Annotated in this window: 14 protein-coding genes; 8 read left to right on the forward strand and 6 right to left on the reverse strand. The window is 65.8% G+C overall.

What is annotated here, in order from left to right:
- Positions 1-71 precede the first annotated feature (71 nt).
- The 4 genes from F3J44_RS10465 to ppsA all read right to left on the reverse strand — a co-directional run bounded on the left by F3J44_RS10465 (position 72) and on the right by ppsA (position 5,264).
- A complete protein-coding gene (locus F3J44_RS10465; RefSeq protein WP_167058005.1) occupies positions 72-1,067 on the reverse strand; it encodes a zinc transporter ZntB in 996 nt (331 codons plus the stop codon).
- 27 nt (positions 1,068-1,094) lie between these two features.
- Positions 1,095-1,586 carry a ribonuclease E activity regulator RraA gene (rraA, locus tag F3J44_RS10470; RefSeq protein WP_167272109.1) on the reverse strand — a complete coding sequence of 164 codons (492 nt, stop codon included), beginning with the start codon at positions 1,584-1,586 and terminating at the stop codon, positions 1,095-1,097.
- Positions 1,587-1,791: 205 nt separating this feature from the next.
- Positions 1,792-2,784, reverse strand: coding sequence for an alpha/beta fold hydrolase (locus tag F3J44_RS10475; RefSeq protein ID WP_167272111.1), 993 nt, complete (start codon positions 2,782-2,784; stop codon positions 1,792-1,794).
- A gap of 104 nt (positions 2,785-2,888) precedes the next feature.
- On the reverse strand, positions 2,889-5,264 hold the full coding sequence (ppsA, locus tag F3J44_RS10480; RefSeq protein WP_167058014.1) for a phosphoenolpyruvate synthase: 2,376 nt from the start codon (positions 5,262-5,264) through the stop codon (positions 2,889-2,891).
- Between the two features lie 190 nt (positions 5,265-5,454).
- Between ppsA and F3J44_RS10485 the strand changes: the two genes are divergently transcribed.
- Positions 5,455-6,273 (forward strand): pyruvate, water dikinase regulatory protein, encoded by an 819-nt coding sequence (locus F3J44_RS10485; RefSeq protein ID WP_167058017.1) that lies wholly within the window; start codon positions 5,455-5,457, stop codon positions 6,271-6,273.
- Positions 6,274-6,416: 143 nt separating this feature from the next.
- On the opposite strand, the gene F3J44_RS10490 is transcribed toward F3J44_RS10485, so the two are convergent.
- On the reverse strand, positions 6,417-11,282 hold the full coding sequence (locus tag F3J44_RS10490) for an NAD-glutamate dehydrogenase (protein WP_167272114.1): 4,866 nt from the start codon (positions 11,280-11,282) through the stop codon (positions 6,417-6,419).
- 276 nt (positions 11,283-11,558) lie between these two features.
- Here F3J44_RS10490 and F3J44_RS10495 point away from each other — a divergent pair, with 276 nt between their 5' ends.
- The gene (locus tag F3J44_RS10495; RefSeq protein ID WP_167058024.1) at positions 11,559-11,912 is read left to right on the forward strand and encodes a hypothetical protein; all 354 of its coding nucleotides are present in this window, start codon (positions 11,559-11,561) and stop codon (positions 11,910-11,912) included.
- A 179-nt stretch (positions 11,913-12,091) separates the two neighbouring features.
- On the opposite strand, the gene F3J44_RS10500 is transcribed toward F3J44_RS10495, so the two are convergent.
- A complete protein-coding gene (locus F3J44_RS10500; protein ID WP_167272117.1) occupies positions 12,092-13,294 on the reverse strand; it encodes a DUF2235 domain-containing protein in 1,203 nt (400 codons plus the stop codon).
- 175 nt (positions 13,295-13,469) lie between these two features.
- Between F3J44_RS10500 and F3J44_RS10505 the strand changes: the two genes are divergently transcribed.
- From F3J44_RS10505 to F3J44_RS10530, 6 genes are read left to right on the forward strand one after another with little or no spacing between them, the layout of a single operon-like run.
- Positions 13,470-14,429, forward strand: coding sequence for a MoxR family ATPase (locus tag F3J44_RS10505; protein WP_167058030.1), 960 nt, complete (start codon positions 13,470-13,472; stop codon positions 14,427-14,429).
- A 3-nt stretch (positions 14,430-14,432) separates the two neighbouring features.
- Positions 14,433-15,377 (forward strand): DUF58 domain-containing protein, encoded by a 945-nt coding sequence (locus F3J44_RS10510; RefSeq protein ID WP_167272120.1) that lies wholly within the window; start codon positions 14,433-14,435, stop codon positions 15,375-15,377.
- On the forward strand, positions 15,374-15,868 hold the full coding sequence (locus tag F3J44_RS10515; protein WP_167058036.1) for a DUF4381 domain-containing protein: 495 nt from the start codon (positions 15,374-15,376) through the stop codon (positions 15,866-15,868). The genes F3J44_RS10510 and F3J44_RS10515 overlap by 4 nt, the downstream gene beginning before the upstream one ends.
- The gene (locus F3J44_RS10520; RefSeq protein ID WP_167272122.1) at positions 15,861-16,937 is read left to right on the forward strand and encodes a VWA domain-containing protein; all 1,077 of its coding nucleotides are present in this window, start codon (positions 15,861-15,863) and stop codon (positions 16,935-16,937) included. Before F3J44_RS10515 ends, F3J44_RS10520 begins: the two co-directional genes overlap by 8 nt.
- Positions 16,934-18,655 (forward strand): tetratricopeptide repeat protein, encoded by a 1,722-nt coding sequence (locus F3J44_RS10525; RefSeq protein WP_167272124.1) that lies wholly within the window; start codon positions 16,934-16,936, stop codon positions 18,653-18,655. The genes F3J44_RS10520 and F3J44_RS10525 overlap by 4 nt, the downstream gene beginning before the upstream one ends.
- Complete coding sequence (locus tag F3J44_RS10530) at positions 18,652-20,277, forward strand: BatD family protein (RefSeq protein WP_167272126.1); 1,626 nt, start codon at positions 18,652-18,654, stop codon at positions 20,275-20,277. The genes F3J44_RS10525 and F3J44_RS10530 overlap by 4 nt, the downstream gene beginning before the upstream one ends.
- Positions 20,278-20,342: the final 65 nt, after the last annotated feature.

The raw sequence follows: 20,342 nt of genomic DNA on the forward strand, positions 1-20,342 counted from the left end.
CAAGCCCGCTCCCACAGGGTTATCCGCAGGGCCTTTGTGGGAGCAAAGAGGGCGGTGCAGGCATGGCATTGTCATACCCAGCGCAACCGCCGGAACATCCACCACTGCCCCACCGCCAGGGCCAGCACGATCAGGCAGGCGACCAGGAAGCCATAAGGGCTGCTTGAGCCGGGAATGCCGCCCACGTTTATCCCCAGCAGCCCGGTGAGAAAGCTCATGGGCAGGAAGATGCAGGTGATGATGCTGAAGCGGTACATGGTGCGGTTCATCCGCTCGCTGCGCCGGCGGTCTTCGCTCTCCAGCAGCAGCGCGGCGCGCTCGCGGGCCAGTTCGAGCTCTTCGAGGTAGCGGATCAGGCTGTTGTTCAGCTCGTTCCAGTAGTCGGCATCGGCATCGCAGAACCAGCTCCATTTGCTGCGCGACAGCTGGGCATAGATGTCGCGCTGTGGCGCCAGGAACCGGCGCAAGCCAGCGGCGCGGCGGCGGATCTGCTGCAGGCTGCCGTGCTCAGGGGTATACCGTTCGTCGGATTCAACCTTTTCCTCTTCCAGGTCGACCTGCTCCGACAGGTCGCTGACCAGGCTCTGGACCTTTTCGGTGAGCAAATCACCCATCAGCAGCAACAGCTCGGACGCCGATTTCGGCCCCCTGCCCTCTTCCAGCTGCTGGAGCATTTCATCGCTGGCCCGAAGCGGGCGCAGACGCAGCGAAATCACCCGCTGGGCCTGGGCATGGATGCGCACCGACACCATGTCTTCGGGTTCGGCGCCGGGGTTCAGGTTGACCCCGCGCAGGAACAGCAACATCTGCTCGCCTGGCTGGGGCAACAACCGTGGCCGGGTGTTTTCCTCCAGCAGCAGTTCGCAGGCGAACTCGCTCAGGCCGCTGTCCTGCAACAGCCAGGTACGGGTCTGTGGATGGCTACGGTCCCAGTGCAGCCACAGGCTTTCCTGGGGCTGCAACTGCAGGTTGTCCAGCTCGGTGCGGGCAATCGGGCGCGCGCCGCCTTTACCATCGAGCACCAGGGCATGCACCAGCCCCCACTGCGCGTTGTCTTCCTCGAACATCAACACTCCATCAGCGCGTGCGGCGCATCACTCCGGCATTTTCAGCGGGCTTGGCGAGATGATCACGCCATTGTTGTCGGCATAGAGGTATTCGCCTGGGCGGAACGTCACCCCGGCAAAGGTCACGGCCACGTTCAGGTCGCCGATGCCCCGCTTGTCGGTTCTCATCGGGTGGCTGGCCAGGGCCTGCACGCCGACGTCGGTTTGGATCAGCACGTCGACATCGCGCACGCAGCCGTAGATCACCAGGCCTTCCCAGCCATGCTTGGCGGCCTTTTCGGCGAGCATGTCGCCCAGCAGCGCACGGCGCAGCGAACCACCACCATCGACCACCAGGACCTTGCCCTTGCCGTCCTGCTCGACTTGCTCCTTGACCAGCGAGTTGTCTTCGAAGCACTTGATGGTAACGATCTGGCCACCGAACGAATCGCGGCCACCGAAGTTGCTGAACATCGGCTCAAGCACCTGGACCAAGTCTGGGTAGGCATCGCACAGGTCGGGCGTTACGTAATGCTGCATGGGAAGCTCCTGTCAGTCACAACGAAAGCGGGTGTCGGACAAGGCTACACCGTAGACGCTGCTGGCGTCATCCGGGACCGGGCAGTCAGTTGTGGTTAACCTGTGCCGGCCTCTTCGCGGGGCAAGCCCGCTCCTACACACGTCATGCATTATCTTTGTAGGAGCGGGCTTGCCCCGCGAAGAGGCCGGCACAGGCGAACCAAATTCAGCCCACAGGCACTGGCTCACGCACCACCGTCGACTCATGCACCGGCAGCAGCGGGTTACGCAACCAGCGCTCCACCAGCGGCCACACCTGCACCTGCGCCGCCTTGCTCACCAGCATGTCGACATGCCCGAACGCCTCGAAGCCTGCTTCAGGCCCCAGGCGCAGGAACTGCTTGCGCGCCCCGCCCAACTGGTCGAACAGCTTGCGGCAGGCCCATACCGGGTCCTGGAAGTCCCCCGCCCCGGCCACGGCCAGCAACGGCACATCGACCTCTGCCAGCCCGGCCCACCAGTCGCCGTGCTTGTCGCCAAAACGCCCGAACAAGCCATGCCAGCGCAGGCTTTCCAACGCCAGGCCGATGGGCTCGTCTTCCGGGCCGCGCTTGAACCGCGGCCCGGAAATCTGCCCCCAGCGCTTGAGCAGCAGCTTGGCGCCCCAGGTCACCGGCGGCACCTTCAACGGCCAGTAGACGCGGCTGATCTGGGTGCCGAACATCGCCACGCTGGCCACCAGCTCCGCTGCCAGGAAGCCGCCGCCCAGCGCCGCCGCCAGGGTCGTGCCGCCCAGGGAATGGCCCAGCCAGTGCGGCGCCTGGCCGGACTGCTCACGCACGAAGGCGCCAATCAGCGGCAAATCGTCGCGGGCATAGGCGGCCACGCTGTTGTGTTTCCAGTCACGGTTACGCGGGGACAGGCCATGGCCGCGCATTTCAGGAATCCACACATCGAACCCGGCCCGCGCCAAATAGGCGCCCAGGCCAATGCCCTTGGGCGAATACCAGAACCTGCGGTTGGAAAAACTGCCGTGCACAAGAATCACCGGCACGCCCAGGCACGGGCCCTGGTCGGCCAGGCCCAGGCGGGTCACGGCCAGTTCGACGCTGGGGTCCGGGCTGTTGCCAGCCTTGATCCGGTACACGTCTTCGCTGAGGTCGCCGCGGCGTTCGGCACTGAGCAGGGCCACGGGAAATAGGTTGCTGCTGCTTTGCATAAGGTTGCTTAGATAGCACAAAAAAGGGCGGGATCCATCACTGGAGCTCGCCCTGGAAAAAACCAGGCGGGGGCGCGCCAGACGCGCCCCCGCAATTTACCGCATCAGGCCGCGCCTTGGCCTTCGGCCAGGAAGAACCAGGTTTCGAGTACCGAATCCGGGTTCAGCGACACGCTTTCGATGCCCTGCTCCATCAGCCACTTGGCAAGGTCCGGGTGGTCTGACGGGCCCTGGCCGCAGATGCCGATGTACTTGCCGGCCTTGTTGCACGCGGCAATGGCGTTGGCCAGCAGCTTTTTCACCGCAGGATTTCGCTCGTCGAACAGGTGGGCGATGATGCCCGAGTCGCGGTCCAGGCCCAGGGTCAGCTGGGTCAGGTCGTTGGAGCCGATCGAGAAGCCGTCGAAGTATTCCAGGAACTCTTCGGCGAGGATGGCGTTGGACGGCAGTTCGCACATCATGATCACGCGCAGGCCGTTGTCGCCACGGGCCAGGCCGTTTTCGGCGAGCAGGTCGACCACTTGGCTGGCTTCGCCCAGGGTGCGCACGAACGGCACCATGATCTCGACGTTGGTCAGGCCCATTTCGTTGCGCACGCGCTTGAGTGCACGGCATTCGAGCTCGAAGCAGTCACGGAACGACTCGCTGATGTAGCGCGAGGCGCCGCGGAAGCCCAGCATCGGGTTCTCTTCTTCCGGCTCGTACAGCTTGCCGCCGATCAGGTTGGCGTACTCGTTGGACTTGAAGTCCGACAGGCGCACGATGACCTTTTTCGGGTAGAAGGCCGCCGCCAGGGTGCTGATGCCCTCGACCAGCTTCTCGACATAGAAACCAACCGGGTCGTTGTAGCCGGCGATGCGCTTGTCGACGCTGTCCTTGAGGTCGGCCGGCAGGCCTGCGTAGTTCAGCAGCGCCTTGGGGTGCACGCCGATCATGCGGTTGATGATGAACTCCAGGCGGGCCAGGCCCACGCCTTCGTTCGGCAGCTGGGCGAAGTCGAAGGCGCGGTCCGGGTTGCCGACGTTCATCATGATCTTGAACGGCAGCTCCGGCATGGCGTCCACCGAGTTCTGCTTGACGTCAAAGCCCAGCTCGCCCTCGAAGATGAAGCCGGTGTCGCCTTCGGCGCAGGACACGGTCACGCCCAGGCCGTCTTTCAATACCTGGGTGGCGTTGCCGCAGCCGACCACCGCGGGAATGCCCAGCTCACGGGCGATGATCGCCGCGTGGCAAGTGCGCCCGCCACGGTTGGTGACAATGGCGCTGGCGCGCTTCATCACCGGTTCCCAGTCCGGGTCGGTCATGTCCGACACCAGCACGTCGCCTGGCTGCACCTTGTCCATCTCGGACACGTCGTTGATCACGCGCACCTTGCCGGCGCCGATGCGCTGGCCGATGGCGCGGCCTTCGACCAGCACCTTGCCCTTTTCCTTGAGCAGGTAGCGTTCCATGACGTTGGCGCTGGCGCGGCTCTTCACGGTTTCAGGGCGCGCCTGAACGATGTACAGCTTGCCGTCGTCACCGTCCTTGGCCCACTCGATGTCCATCGGGCGCTGGTAGTGCTGCTCGATGATCATGGCCTGCTTGGCCAGCTCGTTGACTTCGTCGTCGCTCAGGCAGAAGCGTGCGCGTTCGGCGCGGTCGACTTCGACCGTCTTGACCGAGCGACCGGCCTTGGCTTCGTCGCCGTAGACCATCTTGATCGCCTTGCTGCCCAGGTTGCGGCGCAGGATGGCCGGGCGGCCTGCTTCCAGGGTTTGCTTGTGCACATAGAATTCGTCAGGGTTGACCGCACCCTGCACCACGGTTTCGCCCAAGCCGTAGGCGCCGGTGATGAACACCACGTCGCGGAAGCCCGACTCGGTGTCGAGGGTGAACATCACGCCGGCGGTGCCGGTTTCCGAACGCACCATGCGCTGCACGCCTGCGGACAGGGCCACCAGCTTGTGGTCGAAGCCCTGGTGCACGCGGTAGGCGATGGCACGGTCGTTGAACAGCGAGGCAAACACTTCCTTGGCCGCGCGGATCACGTTGTCGACGCCGCGAATGTTGAGGAAGGTTTCCTGCTGGCCGGCGAACGAGGCGTCTGGCAGGTCTTCGGCGGTGGCCGAGGAACGCACGGCCACGGCCATGTTGTCGTTGCCCTTGGACATTTCAGCGAAGGCCGTACGGATTTCCGAATCCAAGCGGGCCGGGAATTCGGCCTCCATGACCCACTGGCGAATCTGCGCGCCGGTTTTGGCCAGGGCGTTGACGTCGTCCACGTCGAGGGCGTCGAGGGCCGCGTGGATCTGGTCGTTCAGGCCACTCTGTTCGAGAAAATCACGGTACGCCTGAGCCGTCGTGGCAAAGCCGCCCGGCACCGACACGCCGGCACCGGCAAGGTTGCTGATCATCTCGCCCAGGGATGCGTTCTTGCCCCCCACATGCTCCACATCATGGACGCCGAGCTTATCGAGGGAAACTACGTACTCTACCAAGGTGATCTCTCCACTAACTGTATTGGAAAAGCTCAAGGGCGCCCGCCTGCCTGCTTTGACTGGGCCGGGCGCTTGTGGCCTGTACCTGGAAAATAGGTTCGCAAAATATGTCAGAATGCCGACAGCCGCATTCGGCAAACCGAACTTATCATATCCAAGAAACGTCATCAGCTTAAGGCCCATATCGCAAATGAAAAGAACCGCGTTCTTCATCTCCGATGGCACCGGCATCACTGCCGAAACCCTGGGCCAGAGCCTGCTCGCACAATTCGAGAGCATACCGTTCAACAAATTCACCCGTCCGTACATCGACACGCCCGACAAAGCGCGGACCATGGTGCAGCAGATCAACGCGGCCGCAGAGCGCGATGGCATGCGCCCGATCATCTTCGACACCATCGTCAACCAGGACATCCGCGAGATCCTGGCAACGTCGAACGGGTTCATGATCGACATCTTTTCGACGTTTTTATCCCCGCTTGAGCAAGAATTGACCGCCCATTCGTCGTATTCGGTGGGCAAGTCGCACTCGATTGGCGGCAATTCCAACTACATGGAGCGTATCGAGGCGGTGAATTTCGCCCTCGACAACGACGATGGCGCGCGCACCCATTACTACGACAAGGCCGACCTGATCCTGGTGGGCGTGTCGCGTTGCGGCAAGACCCCAACCTGCCTGTACATGGCCATGCAGTTCGGCATTCGCGCCGCCAACTACCCGCTCACCGAGGACGACATGGAGCGCCTGCAGCTGCCGGCGGTGCTGAAAAAGCACCACAACAAGCTGTTCGGCCTGACCATCGACCCCGACCGCCTGACCGCCATCCGCCACGAACGCAAGCCCAACAGCCGCTATTCGAGCTTTGCCCAGTGCGAGTTCGAGGTACGCGAGGTGGAAAACCTGTTCCGCCGGGAGAACATTCCCAACATCAATTCCACGCATTTTTCGGTGGAAGAAATTTCCGCGAAGATTTTGGTGGAGAAAGGTGTGGAGCGCAGGTTCAAGTAATCCTGAGCGGCCCTCTTCGCGGGGCAAGCCCGCTCCTACAAGCAACCTGTAGGAGCGGGCTTGCCCCGCGAAGAGGCCGGCACAGCTGAACAAAAAAAGCCCCGGCATCACTGCCGGGGCTTTTTACTCACTGGCCGCAAGGCTCAGGAAGGCACCACCGCCGCCTGCCCGCTCATGGCCAGGTCGACCAGCTCGCGGTTGGCCACCGCGTACATCGCATAGTCGGTGCCCGTGGCATTGCGCAGGTCGTCGAGCATGGCGCGCCAGCGCTCCACCATCACCCGGTGCTGCTCGGCCCACAGCGCCACGCGGGCGTCCATGTCCTCTGGCGCATCGGCCATCTGCAGCACGGAAATGGTGATCGCCCGCTGCTGCAGGTCGATGTCGTCGCGGAACGCCTCGCGGGCCAGGGCCTGCCAGTTGTTCTCCACCGGCAGGTTGCTGATTTCCTGCAGGTACCAGGTCAGGTCCAGTGCGCTGCCCACGGCGAAGAACGCCTTGGCCACCTGCGCCGGATCGTGCCCGGTGACGTCCGAGGCCTCGATGATCGGCAGCAGGGTGTACAGGTGGGTCGTGCCCGCCACCATGCGCGCCAGCAGCTCTGGCACCCCGGCGTCGACGAAGCCCTGGTAGCGCACCATCCAGCGCTCGCGGGTCGGGCCTTCCAGCAGTTCGTCGAGCTTGAGCCCCAGCTGGGCGATTTTCGGCCCGAAGTGCGCGGCGTCGCGCCCGGCATCCTGCTCGTTGCGCCGGCTACGCAGGAACCAGCGGGTGGCGCGGCGGCCCAGGCGCATCAGCTCGTCCATCAGGGTCAGTTGAATTTCCGCCGGTACCTGGTAGTCCAGCGCCTCGATCTGGCGGAACCAGTGCGGCAAGTGGAAGATGTCGCGCACGATCACATAGGCCCCGGCGACGTTGGCCGGGCTCATGCCGGTCGACTCCTTCAGGCGCTGCACGAAGGTGATGCCCATGTTGTTGACCAGGTCGTTGGCGATCTGGGTGCTGACGATTTCGCGCTTGAGGCGGTGGCGGCGCATGGCCTCGGCGAACTTGCTGACCAGCGACGGCGGGAAGGCGGTTTCCATGTCGCGGGTCAGGTAGTCGTCGTCAGGCACCTGCGACTTGAGCAACTGCTCCTTGAGGTCGATCTTGCTGTAGGAAATCAGTACCGACAGCTCGGCGCGGGTCAGGCCCTGGCCAGCCGCCAGGCGCTCGGCCAATTGCTCTTCCGACGGCAGGAACTCAATGGGCCGGTCCAGCTTGCCGCGGCCTTCAAGGTCGGCCATCAGGCGCTTGTATTCGGCAATCCGCTCGCGGGCACGGCGGGCCGCCAGCGACAGTGCCTGGGTCTGCTTGTAGTTGTTGCCCAGCACCAGGCCGGCCACTTCGTCGGTCATGCTGCCCAGCAGCTGGTTGCGCTGCTTCTCGGTCATGTCGCCGCCCTGCACCACTTCGTTGAGCAGGATCTTGATGTTGACCTCGTGGTCGGAGCAGTCCACGCCGCCGGCGTTGTCGATGAAGTCGGTGTTGGTGGCGCCGCCATTGAGGCCGAACTCGACCCGGCCGAGCTGGGTCATGCCCAGGTTGCCGCCCTCGCCCACCACCTTGCAGCGCAGTTCGTTACCGTTGACCCGCAGGGCGTCGTTGGCCTTGTCGCCAACGTCGGCATGGCTTTCGCTGCTGGCCTTGACGTAGGTGCCGATGCCGCCGTTCCACAGCAGGTCGACCGGTGCCTTGAGCAAGGCATGCAGCAGTTCGGTGGGGGTCATGCGGTCGGCTTCGATGGCGAAGCGTTGCTGCATCTGCGGGCTGATGGCGATGCTTTTGGCACTGCGCGGGAAGATCCCGCCGCCTTCGGACATGATGCTGGTGTCGTAATCGCTCCAGGCCGAGCGCGGCAGGTCGAACAGCCGCTTGCGCTCGGCGAAGCTGGTGGCAGGGTCCGGGTTCGGGTCGATGAAGATATGCAGGTGGTTGAACGCCGCCACCAGTTGCAGTTTGTCGGACATCAGCAGGCCGTTGCCGAACACGTCGCCGGCCATGTCGCCCACGCCGATCACGGTGATCGGGTCTTGCTGCACATTGATGCCGCGTTCGCGGAAGTGGCGCTGCACGCCCACCCAGGCGCCGCGGGCGGTAATGCCCATTTTCTTGTGGTCGTAGCCGGCCGAGCCGCCGGAGGCGAATGCATCGCCCAGCCAGAAGCCGTAGTCGATGGCGATGCCGTTGGCGATGTCGGAGAAGGTCGCGGTGCCTTTGTCGGCAGCCACCACCAGGTAGGGGTCGTCGTCATCGTGACGCACCACGTTGGCCGGTGGCACCACGCCGCCGTCCTTGAGGTTGTCGGTGATGTCGAGCAGGCCCGAGATGAAAATGCGGTAGCAGGCCACGCCCTCGGCGGCGATCTCGTCGCGGCTGCCGCCCAGCGGCAGGCGCCGTGGCAGGAAGCCGCCCTTGGCACCGACCGGCACGATCACCGAGTTCTTCACCTGCTGCGCCTTGACCAGGCCCAGCACCTCGGTGCGGTAGTCTTCCTCGCGGTCCGACCAGCGCAGGCCGCCGCGGGCAACGTTGCCAAAGCGCAGGTGCACGCCCTCGACCCGCGGCGAGTAGACGAATATCTCGAACTTGGGCACAGGCTTGGGCAGCTCGGGAATCAGCTTGGGGTTGAACTTGAAGCTGAAGTACGGCTTGTTCTGCCCGTTGCCATCGGGCTGGTAGAAGTTGGTGCGCAGGGTGGCCTTGATCAGGTCCAGGTAGCGGCGCAGGATGCGGTCCTCGTTGAGCACCTGAACATCGTCCAAGGCGGTGAGAATCGCCTGCTCCAGGCGTTGCTGCTTGTCGTCCAGGTCATCGTTGGCCAGCTTGCGCGCCAGGTAGAAGCGGGTTTTGAACAACCGGGTCAGCTCGCGGGCGATGTCGGTGTGGTTGTTCAGGGTGCTGGCGATGTAGCCAAGGTCGAAGCCCAGGCGAATCTGCTTGAGGTAGCGGGCATAGGCGCGCAGCAGCGCCACGTCGCGCCATGGCAGGCCAGCGGTGAGCACCAAGCGGTTGAAGGCGTCGTTTTCGGCGTCGCCGTTGACGATATGGACGAAGGCGTCCTGCAGGGTGTCGTTGAGCTGCTGGATGTCCAGGTCCAGCCCTTCGCTGTAGGTAAAGGCGAAGTCGTGGATCCAGAACTCGCGGCCGCTGGCATGGCGCAGGCGGTAGGGGAACTCACCAAGCACGCGCAGGCCAAGGTTTTCCAGAATCGGCAACACATCCGACAGCGCCAGCGGGGTATCGGCGTGGTACAGCTTGCAGTGCAGCAGGCGGTCGCCCAGGCGGGTCAGCGGCTGGTAGAAGCTCATGGCCAGGGGCTTGCTTTCCGACAGCGCCAGCACATGCTGCAGGTCGACCACCGCCGAATGCGCCGGGAAGCGCTCGCGGTAACCGGCCGGGAAGCCTTTGGGGAAGTCGCCGAGGATGTTGGTGCCCTGGGCCTCGCCGAAGTTCTCGACCACCAGTGCCGAGTAGTCGTCATGCCACGAGCGGCAGGCCTGGATCACTTCGTTTTCCAGCTGTTGCGGGTCGATGTCGATGCGGTTCTTCGGGTCGACCCGCAGAATCAATTGCACGCGCGCCAGCACGGATTCGGAGAAGAAGGTCCAGAATTCGCAGTCGCTGGCCTTCAGGCGCTCCATCAGCACCTGCTGGATCTTCTGCCGCACTTCGGTGGAGTAGATTTCCCGCGGCACGTAGGCCAGGCAGTAGCAGAAGCGGCCGTACGGGTCCTTGCGCAGGAACACGCGGATCTTGTTGCGTTCCTGAATTTGCACAATCGACATCACGGTGTTGAACAGCTCGTCGATCGGGGTCTGGAACAGGTCGTCGCGCGGCAGCACTTCGAGCACCTGGGCCAGCTCCTTGCCCAGGTGGGCTTTCGGGTCGAAGCCCGAACGGCGCTCTACTTCGGCGACCTTGACGCGGATGTACGGGATGGCATGCACGCTTTCGCCATACACCGACGAGGTGTACAGGCCCATGAAGCGGTGTTCCTTGACCACCTTGCCGGCAGCGTCCAGCTGGCGGATCGACACGTAGTCCGGGTAGGCCGGGCGGTGCACGCGGCTAGGCAGTGCGGCCTTGGCGAACGACAGCAGCAGCGGCTCGTTGAGGTAGGCCACGGCGTAGTCTTCGATGCGCAGCTCCTCGGCGCTCAGGCCCACGCGCAAGCGGCGCGGCAGGCCGAGGAACGACGGCTCGTCATAGACCATCTGGCCACCGGCGGCATCGCCCTGCACGGTGAACTCTTCGTACCCAAGGAAGGTGAAGTGGTTGTCCAGCAGCCATTCGAGGAAGGCCTTGACCTCGCCCTTCTCGTGCTGGGCCGGGCCGTAGGCGGTGTTCTCCACCAGGGCGACCACCTCGCGCAGCTTGGCCTTCATCGGCTCGAAGTCGGCCACCGCCACGCGCACTTCGGCCAGCACCGCCTCGATCTCGCGGGCCAGCACGTTCAGTTCGGCGGCATTGGCGCAGCGGTCGATCTCCAGGTACATCAGCGACTCATGCTGCACGCCTTCGCCCTGGCTGCCCTTGGGCAGCAGCTCGGCCAGCTCGCCCTTGGCGCCACGGCGCACGCTGAGCACGGTGGTTTGCAGGGTATGGATGCTGTAGCCGCGGCGGTTGAGCTCGGTGCGCACCGAGTCGACCAGGAACGGCAGGTCATGGTGCAGCACCTCGACCACGGTGTGGGTCGACTGCCAGCCATTGCGTTCGTAGTCGGGGTTGTACACCCGCACCTGCGGCTGTTCGGGGTCGAAGCGCTCGATGATGCGCCAGGCAGAAAGGGTACAGCCGGCCAGGTCGGAAAGCCTGCGCTGGGTGAGTTCGTCCAGAGAGATGATGCCAAAGAACTGCTCGGCGAACAGTGCCACTTGTGGCAGGGACTGTTCGCTGATGTGCTGCGCCAGGGCCGCTTGCAGTTGATGCTGGAAGTCGGCTTTGCTGGCTGCGGTGAAGAACGCCATCTGTGGTACTCCGCTTGGGCTTTGTAGTAGTTGAAGCGTCGCGTGCGTCCGCCAATTACGGATCAACGATAGTCAACACCGGGCAAGGCGGACGGCAAAAAACCAGACAGGGAACGCGACGGGCACGTTCCGGGCTCGCCGAAGCTTAACGACTGATCGGTCATTGCCGCTTGCGGTGCTGCGACAATTTCGGTCAAGGGCTGGCAACTTTACGTTTATGGATGGGTACAAGGCTGTCAGAATTCCCCTTCATTTCCGCCAAGCCGAGCCGTAACCATGCAAATCAAGACCGCCGTGCTGTTCGCCACCCCTTGCGATGACGAGGAGGACAACATGGCCACCTTGTGCTGCCACAGCGACAAGGGGCAGATGTTCCTGCTGACCCGCTACCCGGACGAGGACACCGTCGACCTGACCCTGGATGACGAACCGTCGACGCTCGATGGCTTGAAGGTGACGCTCAGCGCCCAGCGCCTGCTGATCGAGGTGGCGGCCGGGGACCGCGATGCGCTGAAGGGAGACGAGGCGCTGGAGATCGTGCTGACATCGGCGGGAACCGACCTGGAAGAGGTGGCGCTGACCCTGCGCAATATCCTCGATGGCACTGGTACTTTCGTCAGCGAGCTCTGACACCGAGCCCCAAGCGCGCCCTTGTAGGAGCGAGCGTAGCTCGCGATGGGGCGCGCAGCGGCCCCAGGTTCCCAGCTTCGCGGCTCATGACGCTGGGGCTGCTTTGCAGCCCATCGCGAGCTACGCTCGCTCCTACCCAAAATTGTAACCACGCAATTGCAGGGCGCCTGCTGGCATTGTCAAACCGGGTTGTCGTGCACCACCCTGCCCCCCTGCGCAGGCCGGTTGACGAACAACACCTCCAGCGCGCCGCTGCGCACGCCCTTCAGCGCATTCCAATGCGCCGAGGCATGCACATACCGCTCGCGCAGCCACGCCTCCTGCTCGGCCGACAACGCCCGCCCGCCGGCCAGCACCTGCTCATGCAACTGGTCGCTGATGGCCTGCAACTCGCCCGGCACCCGGTATGCCTCGTCATCGCCCGGTGGCAAGAACGGCACACCGCCGCGCAGGCCAAGCTCACGCATGATGCTCAGGTACACCCGCGACAGGTGCCCGCTGACTTCACGCTCCCGGTACACCGCCGCATACACCTGCTTTTCCGGTGCGTCCCGGCGCGCCCAGGCATCGCCCAGCGCCACGTCCCAGGTCAGCACCCGTGCCCCAGGCTCGCCCAGCTCGGCCAGCAGCGCCTGGGCCTGGGCGTAGGCCTGGGTCTTTTCAGCCGGCACCCGTTGCGGCACGCGGCTGGAACCTGGCTTGCTCAACAGCACCTGCTCGCGGGTGGATGCCGGGTAACCGCCGCCGATGTTGGCGTGCACGCCTGGCACGACGATATCGTTGCCGCTGCGCATCAAGGCAAAATTGCGCCGTTGTTCGTCCCTGGCCACCAGTTGCACCACCTGCCGGGCAATGCCCTCGCCCAAGCCCAGGCGCAGGCTGCCGTTACGGGCGTCGGCCGGGTCGAAGTCACCGCGCAGCGGCTCGACGATGGCGGCCACCGTGTCGAACAGGCCAATGAAGTTGATCGTGCAGGGGCCCTGCAATTCGCCCGGCAGGCCCTGGTTGCCGCTCAAGCGGTTGGCCAGGTGCCTGGCCGCCGCCGCGCCGCGGCTGAAGCCGAACAGGTCGAATTCCACCCGCGCCGGCAACGCCCCCTGACGCAGCTGCCCGGCAACCGCGGCCAAGGCTTGCTCGACACGCGCCAGCACCCCCGTTGCCCCCTTTCCGGTGGCCATGGCATATAGCGAATCGGCAGCACCCGCCGTGGTGCCGATGCCTTCCATATACACCTTGAAGTACACCTGGCCCGCCACCGTGCCCTGCGGGTAAAGCCTGTGCAATAGCGCGATATTGCTGGGGGCCCGGGCCGGGTCAGCCTGGTTATTGCCCGTGCCGTCAAAGAAAATGCCCACCCGTACGCAATGCTCTTGCCTGTTCATCGTCACGCTCCGGTTCGCGCCAAAAGCCACCAGAAAGCGATAAACAGCAGACGCGCACCATCAGCCGACCCCACAAGCCCCACGTGCAGATTTCGACGCGGCACTACGGATAGATTAAAGTATGTCCCCCTGCCAGGCCGTTCGCGTTCTGGCGCACACCCAGGAACCGCCGCCGATGGAACACCGTGAAGCGCTGATCGCGCTGCGCACCTTTCTTTCCTCCCAGATCCTAGGCCAGGAGAAACTGGTCGAACGGCTGCTGATCGTGCTGCTCGCCGACGGCCACATGCTGGTCGAGGGTGCGCCGGGCCTGGCCAAGACCAAGGCCATCAAGGAACTGGCCGAGGGCATCGAGGCGCAGTTCCACCGCATCCAGTTCACCCCCGACCTGCTGCCCGCCGACATCACCGGCACCGAGATCTACCGCCCGGAAACCGGCAGCTTCGTGTTCCAGCAGGGGCCGATCTTCCACAACCTGGTGCTGGCCGACGAAATCAACCGCGCCCCGGCCAAGGTCCAGTCGGCATTGCTTGAGGCCATGGCCGAGCGCCAGGTCAGCGTGGGCCGCAGCACCTACGACCTGTCGCCGCTGTTCCTGGTGATGGCCACGCAGAACCCGATCGAGCAGGAAGGCACCTACCCACTGCCCGAAGCCCAGCTCGACCGCTTCCTGATGCACGTGAAAATCGGCTTCCCGGACGCTGCCGTGGAACGGCGCATCCTCGCCCAGGCCCGCGGCGAGGCCCTGGGCGGCGAGGTGAAACCCGAGCGGCGGGTCAGCCAGCAGGCGATCTTTGCCGCGCGCAAGGAAATCCTCAACCTGTACATGGCCGATGCCGTGGAGGAATACCTGGTGCAGCTGGTCATGGCCACCCGTACCCCGGCCAAGTTCGACACCGAGCTTGCCGACTGGATCGCCTACGGCGCCAGCCCCCGAGGCTCGATCGCCCTGGACCGCTGCGCACGGGCCCACGCCTGGCTGGCCGGGCGCGACTTCGTCAGCCCCGAAGACATCCAGGCCGTGCTGTTCGACGTGCTGCGCCACCGCATCATCCTGTCGTTCGAGGCCGAAGCCGCCGGCATCGACCAGGACCGCGTGGTGCAGCGCATCCTCGACGTCGTTGCCGTCGCCTGACCCATGCCCACCGCGCACCTGGCCGAACACGGCATCCGCATCGGCCTGGCCGAACTGATCGACATGCGTCACCGCGTGCGCGAAATCCAGCTGTTTTCCCGCCCCGGCCAGCGCAGCCCGCTGGTGGGCCTGCACCACTCGAAACTGCGCGGGCGCGGGGTGGACTTCGACCAGGTGCGCGTCTACCAGGCCGGTGACGACGTGCGCAACATCGACTGGCGGGTGACCGCACGTACCCAGGAGCCGCACACCAAGCTGTTCCACGAGGAGCGCGAGCGGCCGATCTTCATTCTGGTCGAACAGAGCCAGCGGCTGTTCTTCGGCTCGGGGCTGCAGTTCAAGTCGGTGCTCGCCGCCCAGGCCGCAGCGCTGTTTGGCTGGGCGGCGCTGGGCCATAACGACCGCATCGGCGGCCTGGTGTTCGGCGACAACGAACACCACGAAATCAAGCCCCGGCGCAGCAAGCAGAGCCTGCTGCAATTGCTCAACCGCCTGGCCAAGGTGAACCAGGCGCTGCACACCGAAGCCGCGCCCCAGGTCGACAGCCTGGGCCTTGCCCTGCGCCGTGCGCGCGAAGTGCTGCGCCCCGGCAGCCTGGCCATCGTCATCTGTGACGAACGCTCGCTCAGCGCCCAGGCCGAGCAACACCTGGCCATGCTGTCGCGCCATTGCGACCTGCTGCTGATGCCGGTGTCCGACCCGCTCGACCATGCCTTGCCCGCCGCCGGCCTGCTGCGCTTCGCCCAGCGCAGCGCGCAACTGGAACTCGACACCCTCGACCCCAGCCTGCGCCAGGCCTACCGCCAACAGGCCGAGGCGCGGGTGGAGCGCTGGGAGCTGATGGCGCAGAAACTGCGCGTGCTGCTGATGCCACTGAGCACTCAAAGCGAAATGATCGAGCAATTGCGCGAGTACCTGAATGCCCAGCGCCCGCGGAGCGCCACATGAACCCGCTGGACCAGCTGCAACCGCTGATCGCCCCTGCGCCGATAGGCCTGTGGCCGCCTGCGCCGGGCTGGTGGCTGCTGCTCGCGCTGCTGCCGCTGCTGGCCTGGGGCCTGTGGCGCCTGCGCCGCTGGCGCCCGGGCAAGCGCTTGCCGGTGCGCGCCGAGCAACCGCTGGACCCGGTACGCGCCGAAGCCCTGGCCGAACTGGCCCGGCTGCCGCGCCCCTACGACGGCGCCCCGGCCGGCGCCTGGCTGCAGCAGATCAATGCGCTGCTCAAGCGCCTGTGCCGCAACCATTACCCCGGCGCCAACAGCCACACCCTGAACGGCCGCCAGTGGCTGGCATTTCTCGACAACCGCTGCCCGGCGGCCGGCCTCACCCGCTGGATGGTGCTGGTCGAAGGTGCCTACAAACCCGAGTGCAAGCTCGACGACAAGGCCATCGCCGGGCTCAGCCAGGCGGTCGAGACCTGGATCCGCAAACATGTTTGAACTGGCCTGGCCGTGGATCTTCCTGCTGCTGCCGCTGCCGTGGCTGATGCGCTTGCTGCTGCCCGCCGCCGACAGCGGCGAGCCGGTGCTCAAGGTGGGCTTTCTCGATGAGCTCGAAAGCCTGGCCGGGCGCCGGGCGCGGCTGAACCTGCCAACCCTTCGCCAGCAGGCGCCGTTCGTGGTGGTGTGGCTGTTGCTGCTGCTGGCCGCCGCCCGCCCACAATGGCTGGGCGACCCGGTGCCGGTGGCCGCCAGTGGCCGCGACCTGCTGGTGGCGGTGGACGTGTCCGGCTCGATGGACTTCCCCGACATGCAGTGGAAGGACGAAGACATCAGCCGCCTGGACCTGGTCAAGTCGCTGCTCGGCGATTTTCTCCAGGACCGCGAGGGCGACCGCGTTGGCTTGATCCTGTTCGGCAGCCAGGCCTACCTGCAAGCCCCGCTGACGTTCGACCGGCGTACCGTGCGCACCTTCCTCGACGAAGCGCAAATCGGCATCGCCGGCAAGAACACCGCCATCGGCGACGCCATCGGCCTTGCCGTCAAGCGCCTGCGCCTGCGCCCGGCACAGAGCCGTGTGCTGGTACTGGTGACCGACGGCGCCAACAACGGCGGGCAGATCCACCCACTGACCGCCGCCCGCCTGGCCGCCCAGGAAGGCGTGCGCATCTACACCATCGGTATCGGTTCGAACCCCGACGCCAATGGCACCCCTGGCCTGCTCGGGCTGAACCCGAGCCTGGACCTGGACGAAGCCTCGCTGCGGGAAATTGCCGACATCACCCACGGCGCCTATTTCCGCGCCCACGACGGCGCCGAGCTGAGCGCCATCGGCGATACCCTCGACCAGCTAGAACCGGTGGCCCAGCAACCGACCCAGGCGCGTACTGCCAAGGCCTTGTACGCCTGGCCGCTGGCCCTGGCCCTGCTGCTGAGCGTGCTGCTGGTGGTGGCGGTGCAATGGCCCGACCACCTGCTGCACCGGCTGCTACGCCGGCCACGCTTCCTGCAACCCCACCCGGAGTGGCGCCAGCGCCTGAAGCGCCTGCGCCTGAGGAGGCGGCGATGATCGACCTCTGGCCACAATGGCTGCGCCCGCTCTGGCTGCTGGTCCTGCCGCTGCTCGCCTGGCTGCTGTACAAGCTGTGGCACCGGCAAAAGCGTGCCGGGCGCTGGCAGATGATCCTGCCGCCGGCCTTCCACCCGGTGCTGCTCGGCGGCGGCAGCGGCAGCACCAGTAAACTGCCGTGGGTCGCCCTGGGCCTGGCCTGGCTGCTGGTGCTGCTGGCCTTGCTGGGGCCAAGCTGGCAGCGCCTTGAGGAAACCCGCCAGCGCCCGGCCGACCCGCTGGTGATCCTGCTGGAACTGACCCCGCAGATGCTCGCCGAAGACATGACGCCCAACCGCCTGGAGCAGGCCCGGCGCAAGATCCTCGACCTGCTTGAACACCGCCGCGACAGCCAGACTGCGCTGATTGTCTACGCAGGCTCGGCGCACACCCTGGTGCCGCTGTCCGACGACCTGGGCACCACGCGCAACCTGCTCGAAGCCATCGACCCGTCGATCATGCCGCAAGCCGGCCAGCGCGCCGACCTTGCAGTACAGAAGGGCCTGGCATTGCTGGCCCAAAGCGGCCTGGGCCAGGGCCGCCTGCTGCTGGTGGGCTCGGCATTGAGCGCCGCTGAACGCCAGGGCATCACCCAGGCCCTGGGCCGCCAGGGGCCGAGCCTGCTGATGCTGGGCATCGGCAGCCGCGAGGGGGCGCCGGTGCGCCAGGCCAATGGCGAATTCCTCAAGGACGACCAGGGCGGCATCCTGGTGCCGCGCCTGGACAGCGCCAGCCTCAAGGCCTTCATCAACGGCACTGGCGGGCGCTACCGCCACGCCCGCATCGACGACCTCGACCTGCGCGGCCTGGGCCTGTTCGACACCCCGCACAGCCTGCGCGACGACAATGGCCACACCTTGCAGCTCGACAGCTGGGCCGACCAGGGTTACTGGCTGCTGATTCCCCTGCTGTTGCTGGCCGCCTGCGCCGGGCGCCGCGGCTGGCTGTTCTGCCTGCCGCTGCTGCTGGCCCTGCCGCAGCCAAGCCAGGCCCTGGAGTTCAACGACCTGTGGCTGCGCCCCGACCAACAGGGCCAGCGCCTGCTGCAACAGAACCACCCGGCGCAGGCTGCCGAACACTTCCAGAACCCCCTGTGGCGGGGCATGGCGCTGTACCAGGCCGGCGACTATGCCGGTGCCGCCCAAGCCTTCGCCCAAGGCAACAGCGCCGCCGCCCACTACAATCGAGGCAATGCCCTGGCCCGCGGCGGCGAGCTGGAAGCCGCCCTGGACGCCTACGAACAGGCCCTGGAACGCCAGCCCGACCTGCAGCCGGCGCTGGCCAACCAGGCGCTGGTGCAACAGTTGCTGCAACAACGCCAGGCCCAGGCCGAGGAGCAACCTGCCAACCCCGATGCCCAGGGCACGCCCGGCAGCGAAACGGAAGGCAACAGCAGCTCGGCCAGCAGCCCTGCCCAAGGCTCGCCCGGCAATGAACAACAGGCCAGCGCCGAACAACCCGGCGAAGGCAGCGGCAACAGCCAGGCCGGGCCCGGCAACCAAGGCAGTGACGACGACAGCATTACCCAGCCGCCGCAGCGCCCGGTGTCGACCAGCCTCGATGCCGAACAGCGCCAGGCCCTGGAACAATGGCTGCGGGAGATCCCCGACAATCCGGCGGAGCTGCTGCGGCGCAAATTCTGGTATGAACAGCAATTGCATCAGGAAAAAACACGATGAGTCGCTTCGGCGTCTTTCTTCTCAGCCTGCTCTGGGCCGCCATGGCCCAGGCCGTGCCGGCGCTGCAAGCCAGCGTCGACCGCACCCGCGTGCAAGCCGGCGAAACCCTTGAACTGACCCTCGAAAGCCAGGACGTGACCCAGTTCGGCAAGCCCGACCTGCGAGCCCTGGAGACTGACTTCGAGGTGCGCGGCACGCGCCAGTTGAACAGCCTGCACACCCTGGACGGGGAAACCCGCGCCAGCACCCGCTGGATCATCACCCTGCTGCCACGGCGCAGTGGCAGCCTGCAGATCCCCGAGCTGCAACTGGGCCAGTCGCGCAGCCAGGCCATCGACCTGCAGGTGCTGCAGGCCGACGCCAGCCGCCCGGATAGCGCTTCGCAGGTGTTCGTCGAAGCCACCCTGGACAACACCGAGGTGTACGTCCAAGCCCAGGCGGTGCTGACCCTGCGCATCTACCATTCGGTGTCGCTGTACGACGACAGCAGCCTCAGCCCCCTGCAGCTGGAGAACGCCAAGGTCGAACCGCTGGGTGAGTCGCGCACCTATGAGAAGGAAATCAACGGTGTACGCCACGGCGTGATCGAAACCCGCTACGCGCTGTACCCGCAGCAAAGCGGCAGCCTGGACATACCACCGCTGACCTTCACCGCCACCGCCGCCGCCGACCCCCAGCAAGGCGCGGGCACGCCGCGGGCCGGGCGCCAGGTGCAGGTCAGTTCACTGCCCCTGCACCTGACCGTGCGGGCGATCCCGGCGGCCTGGCCGGCCGGTGTGCCCTGGCTGCCAGCGCGCAGCCTGAACCTGGAAGAACACTGGAGCCCCGACCCCGCCAGCCAGCAGCCACAAATCGGCGATTCGCTGACCCGCAGCATCACCCTGCGTGCCGAGGGCCTGTCGAGCACCCAACTGCCGCAACTGCCGGCCACCGAAATCGTCGGCCTGCGCCGCTACCCGGACCAACCGGTGCTGCGCAATGAAATCAACGAACGCGGCATGACCGCCAACCGCGAAGAGCGCGAGGCGCTGGTGCCGACCCACAGCGGCGAGCTGGCCCTGCCGGCGCTGGAAATCACCTGGTGGAACACCCGCGAGGATCACCTGGAGCACAGCAGCCTGCCGGCGCGCACCCTGAACGTGGAAGACAACCCGGCCCTGAGCGCGGACACGCCGGTAGGCGACAGCAGCGCGGGCAACCCGCTGCTGTGGCCATGGCAGCTGGCAACGATGGTGTTCGCCCTGACCACGCTGCTTGGGTTTGCCCTGTGGTGGCGCGCCCGCTCGCAACCGGCGGTGCTGCGCGCTGCGCAGAACGGCCCAAGCCCGCGCACGCTGCTGGACGACCTCAAGCGGGCGTGTTTGGCCAACGACCCCCAGGCCACCCGCCAGGCGCTGGACGCCTGGGCCCGGCAGCAGCCGGAAACCCTGGCTGAGATGGCGGCGCGTTTCGTGCCGTTGTCGGATGCCCTGGATGGGCTGAACGGGGCGCTGTACAGCGAGAGCGGGCAGTATTGGCAGGGTGAGGACCTGTGGCGGGCGATCGGTACCATTCCACCGGCCGAGCAGGTGTTGTTGCCGGCTGGGGAGAGTGGGAGCTTGCCGCCGCTGTATCCGAAATGATGCATTGACCTACCGGCCTCTTCGCGGGCAAGCCCGCTCCCACAGGCCACGGGAAATGGTATCCC

This window comes from Pantoea sp. Tr-811 (assembly GCF_011752535.1).
GTDB lineage: Bacteria > Pseudomonadota > Gammaproteobacteria > Pseudomonadales > Pseudomonadaceae > Aquipseudomonas.

What these genes read in the sequence shown, in the direction of transcription:
- F3J44_RS10465 (WP_167058005.1), bottom strand. Translation starts at nt 1,067, where the DNA reads ATGTTCGAGGAAGACAACGCGCAGTGGGGGCTGGTGCATGCCCTGGTG.
- rraA (WP_167272109.1), bottom strand. Translation starts at nt 1,586, where the DNA reads ATGCAGCATTACGTAACGCCCGACCTGTGCGATGCCTACCCAGACTTG.
- F3J44_RS10475 (WP_167272111.1), bottom strand. Translation starts at nt 2,784, where the DNA reads ATGCAAAGCAGCAGCAACCTATTTCCCGTGGCCCTGCTCAGTGCCGAA.
- F3J44_RS10485 (WP_167058017.1), top strand. Translation starts at nt 5,455, where the DNA reads ATGAAAAGAACCGCGTTCTTCATCTCCGATGGCACCGGCATCACTGCC.
- F3J44_RS10490 (WP_167272114.1), bottom strand. Translation starts at nt 11,282, where the DNA reads ATGGCGTTCTTCACCGCAGCCAGCAAAGCCGACTTCCAGCATCAACTG.
- F3J44_RS10495 (WP_167058024.1), top strand. Translation starts at nt 11,559, where the DNA reads ATGCAAATCAAGACCGCCGTGCTGTTCGCCACCCCTTGCGATGACGAG.
- F3J44_RS10500 (WP_167272117.1), bottom strand. Translation starts at nt 13,294, where the DNA reads ATGAACAGGCAAGAGCATTGCGTACGGGTGGGCATTTTCTTTGACGGC.
- F3J44_RS10505 (WP_167058030.1), top strand. Translation starts at nt 13,470, where the DNA reads ATGGAACACCGTGAAGCGCTGATCGCGCTGCGCACCTTTCTTTCCTCC.
- F3J44_RS10510 (WP_167272120.1), top strand. Translation starts at nt 14,433, where the DNA reads ATGCCCACCGCGCACCTGGCCGAACACGGCATCCGCATCGGCCTGGCC.
- F3J44_RS10515 (WP_167058036.1), top strand. Translation starts at nt 15,374, where the DNA reads ATGAACCCGCTGGACCAGCTGCAACCGCTGATCGCCCCTGCGCCGATA.
- F3J44_RS10520 (WP_167272122.1), top strand. Translation starts at nt 15,861, where the DNA reads ATGTTTGAACTGGCCTGGCCGTGGATCTTCCTGCTGCTGCCGCTGCCG.
- F3J44_RS10525 (WP_167272124.1), top strand. Translation starts at nt 16,934, where the DNA reads ATGATCGACCTCTGGCCACAATGGCTGCGCCCGCTCTGGCTGCTGGTC.
- F3J44_RS10530 (WP_167272126.1), top strand. Translation starts at nt 18,652, where the DNA reads ATGAGTCGCTTCGGCGTCTTTCTTCTCAGCCTGCTCTGGGCCGCCATG.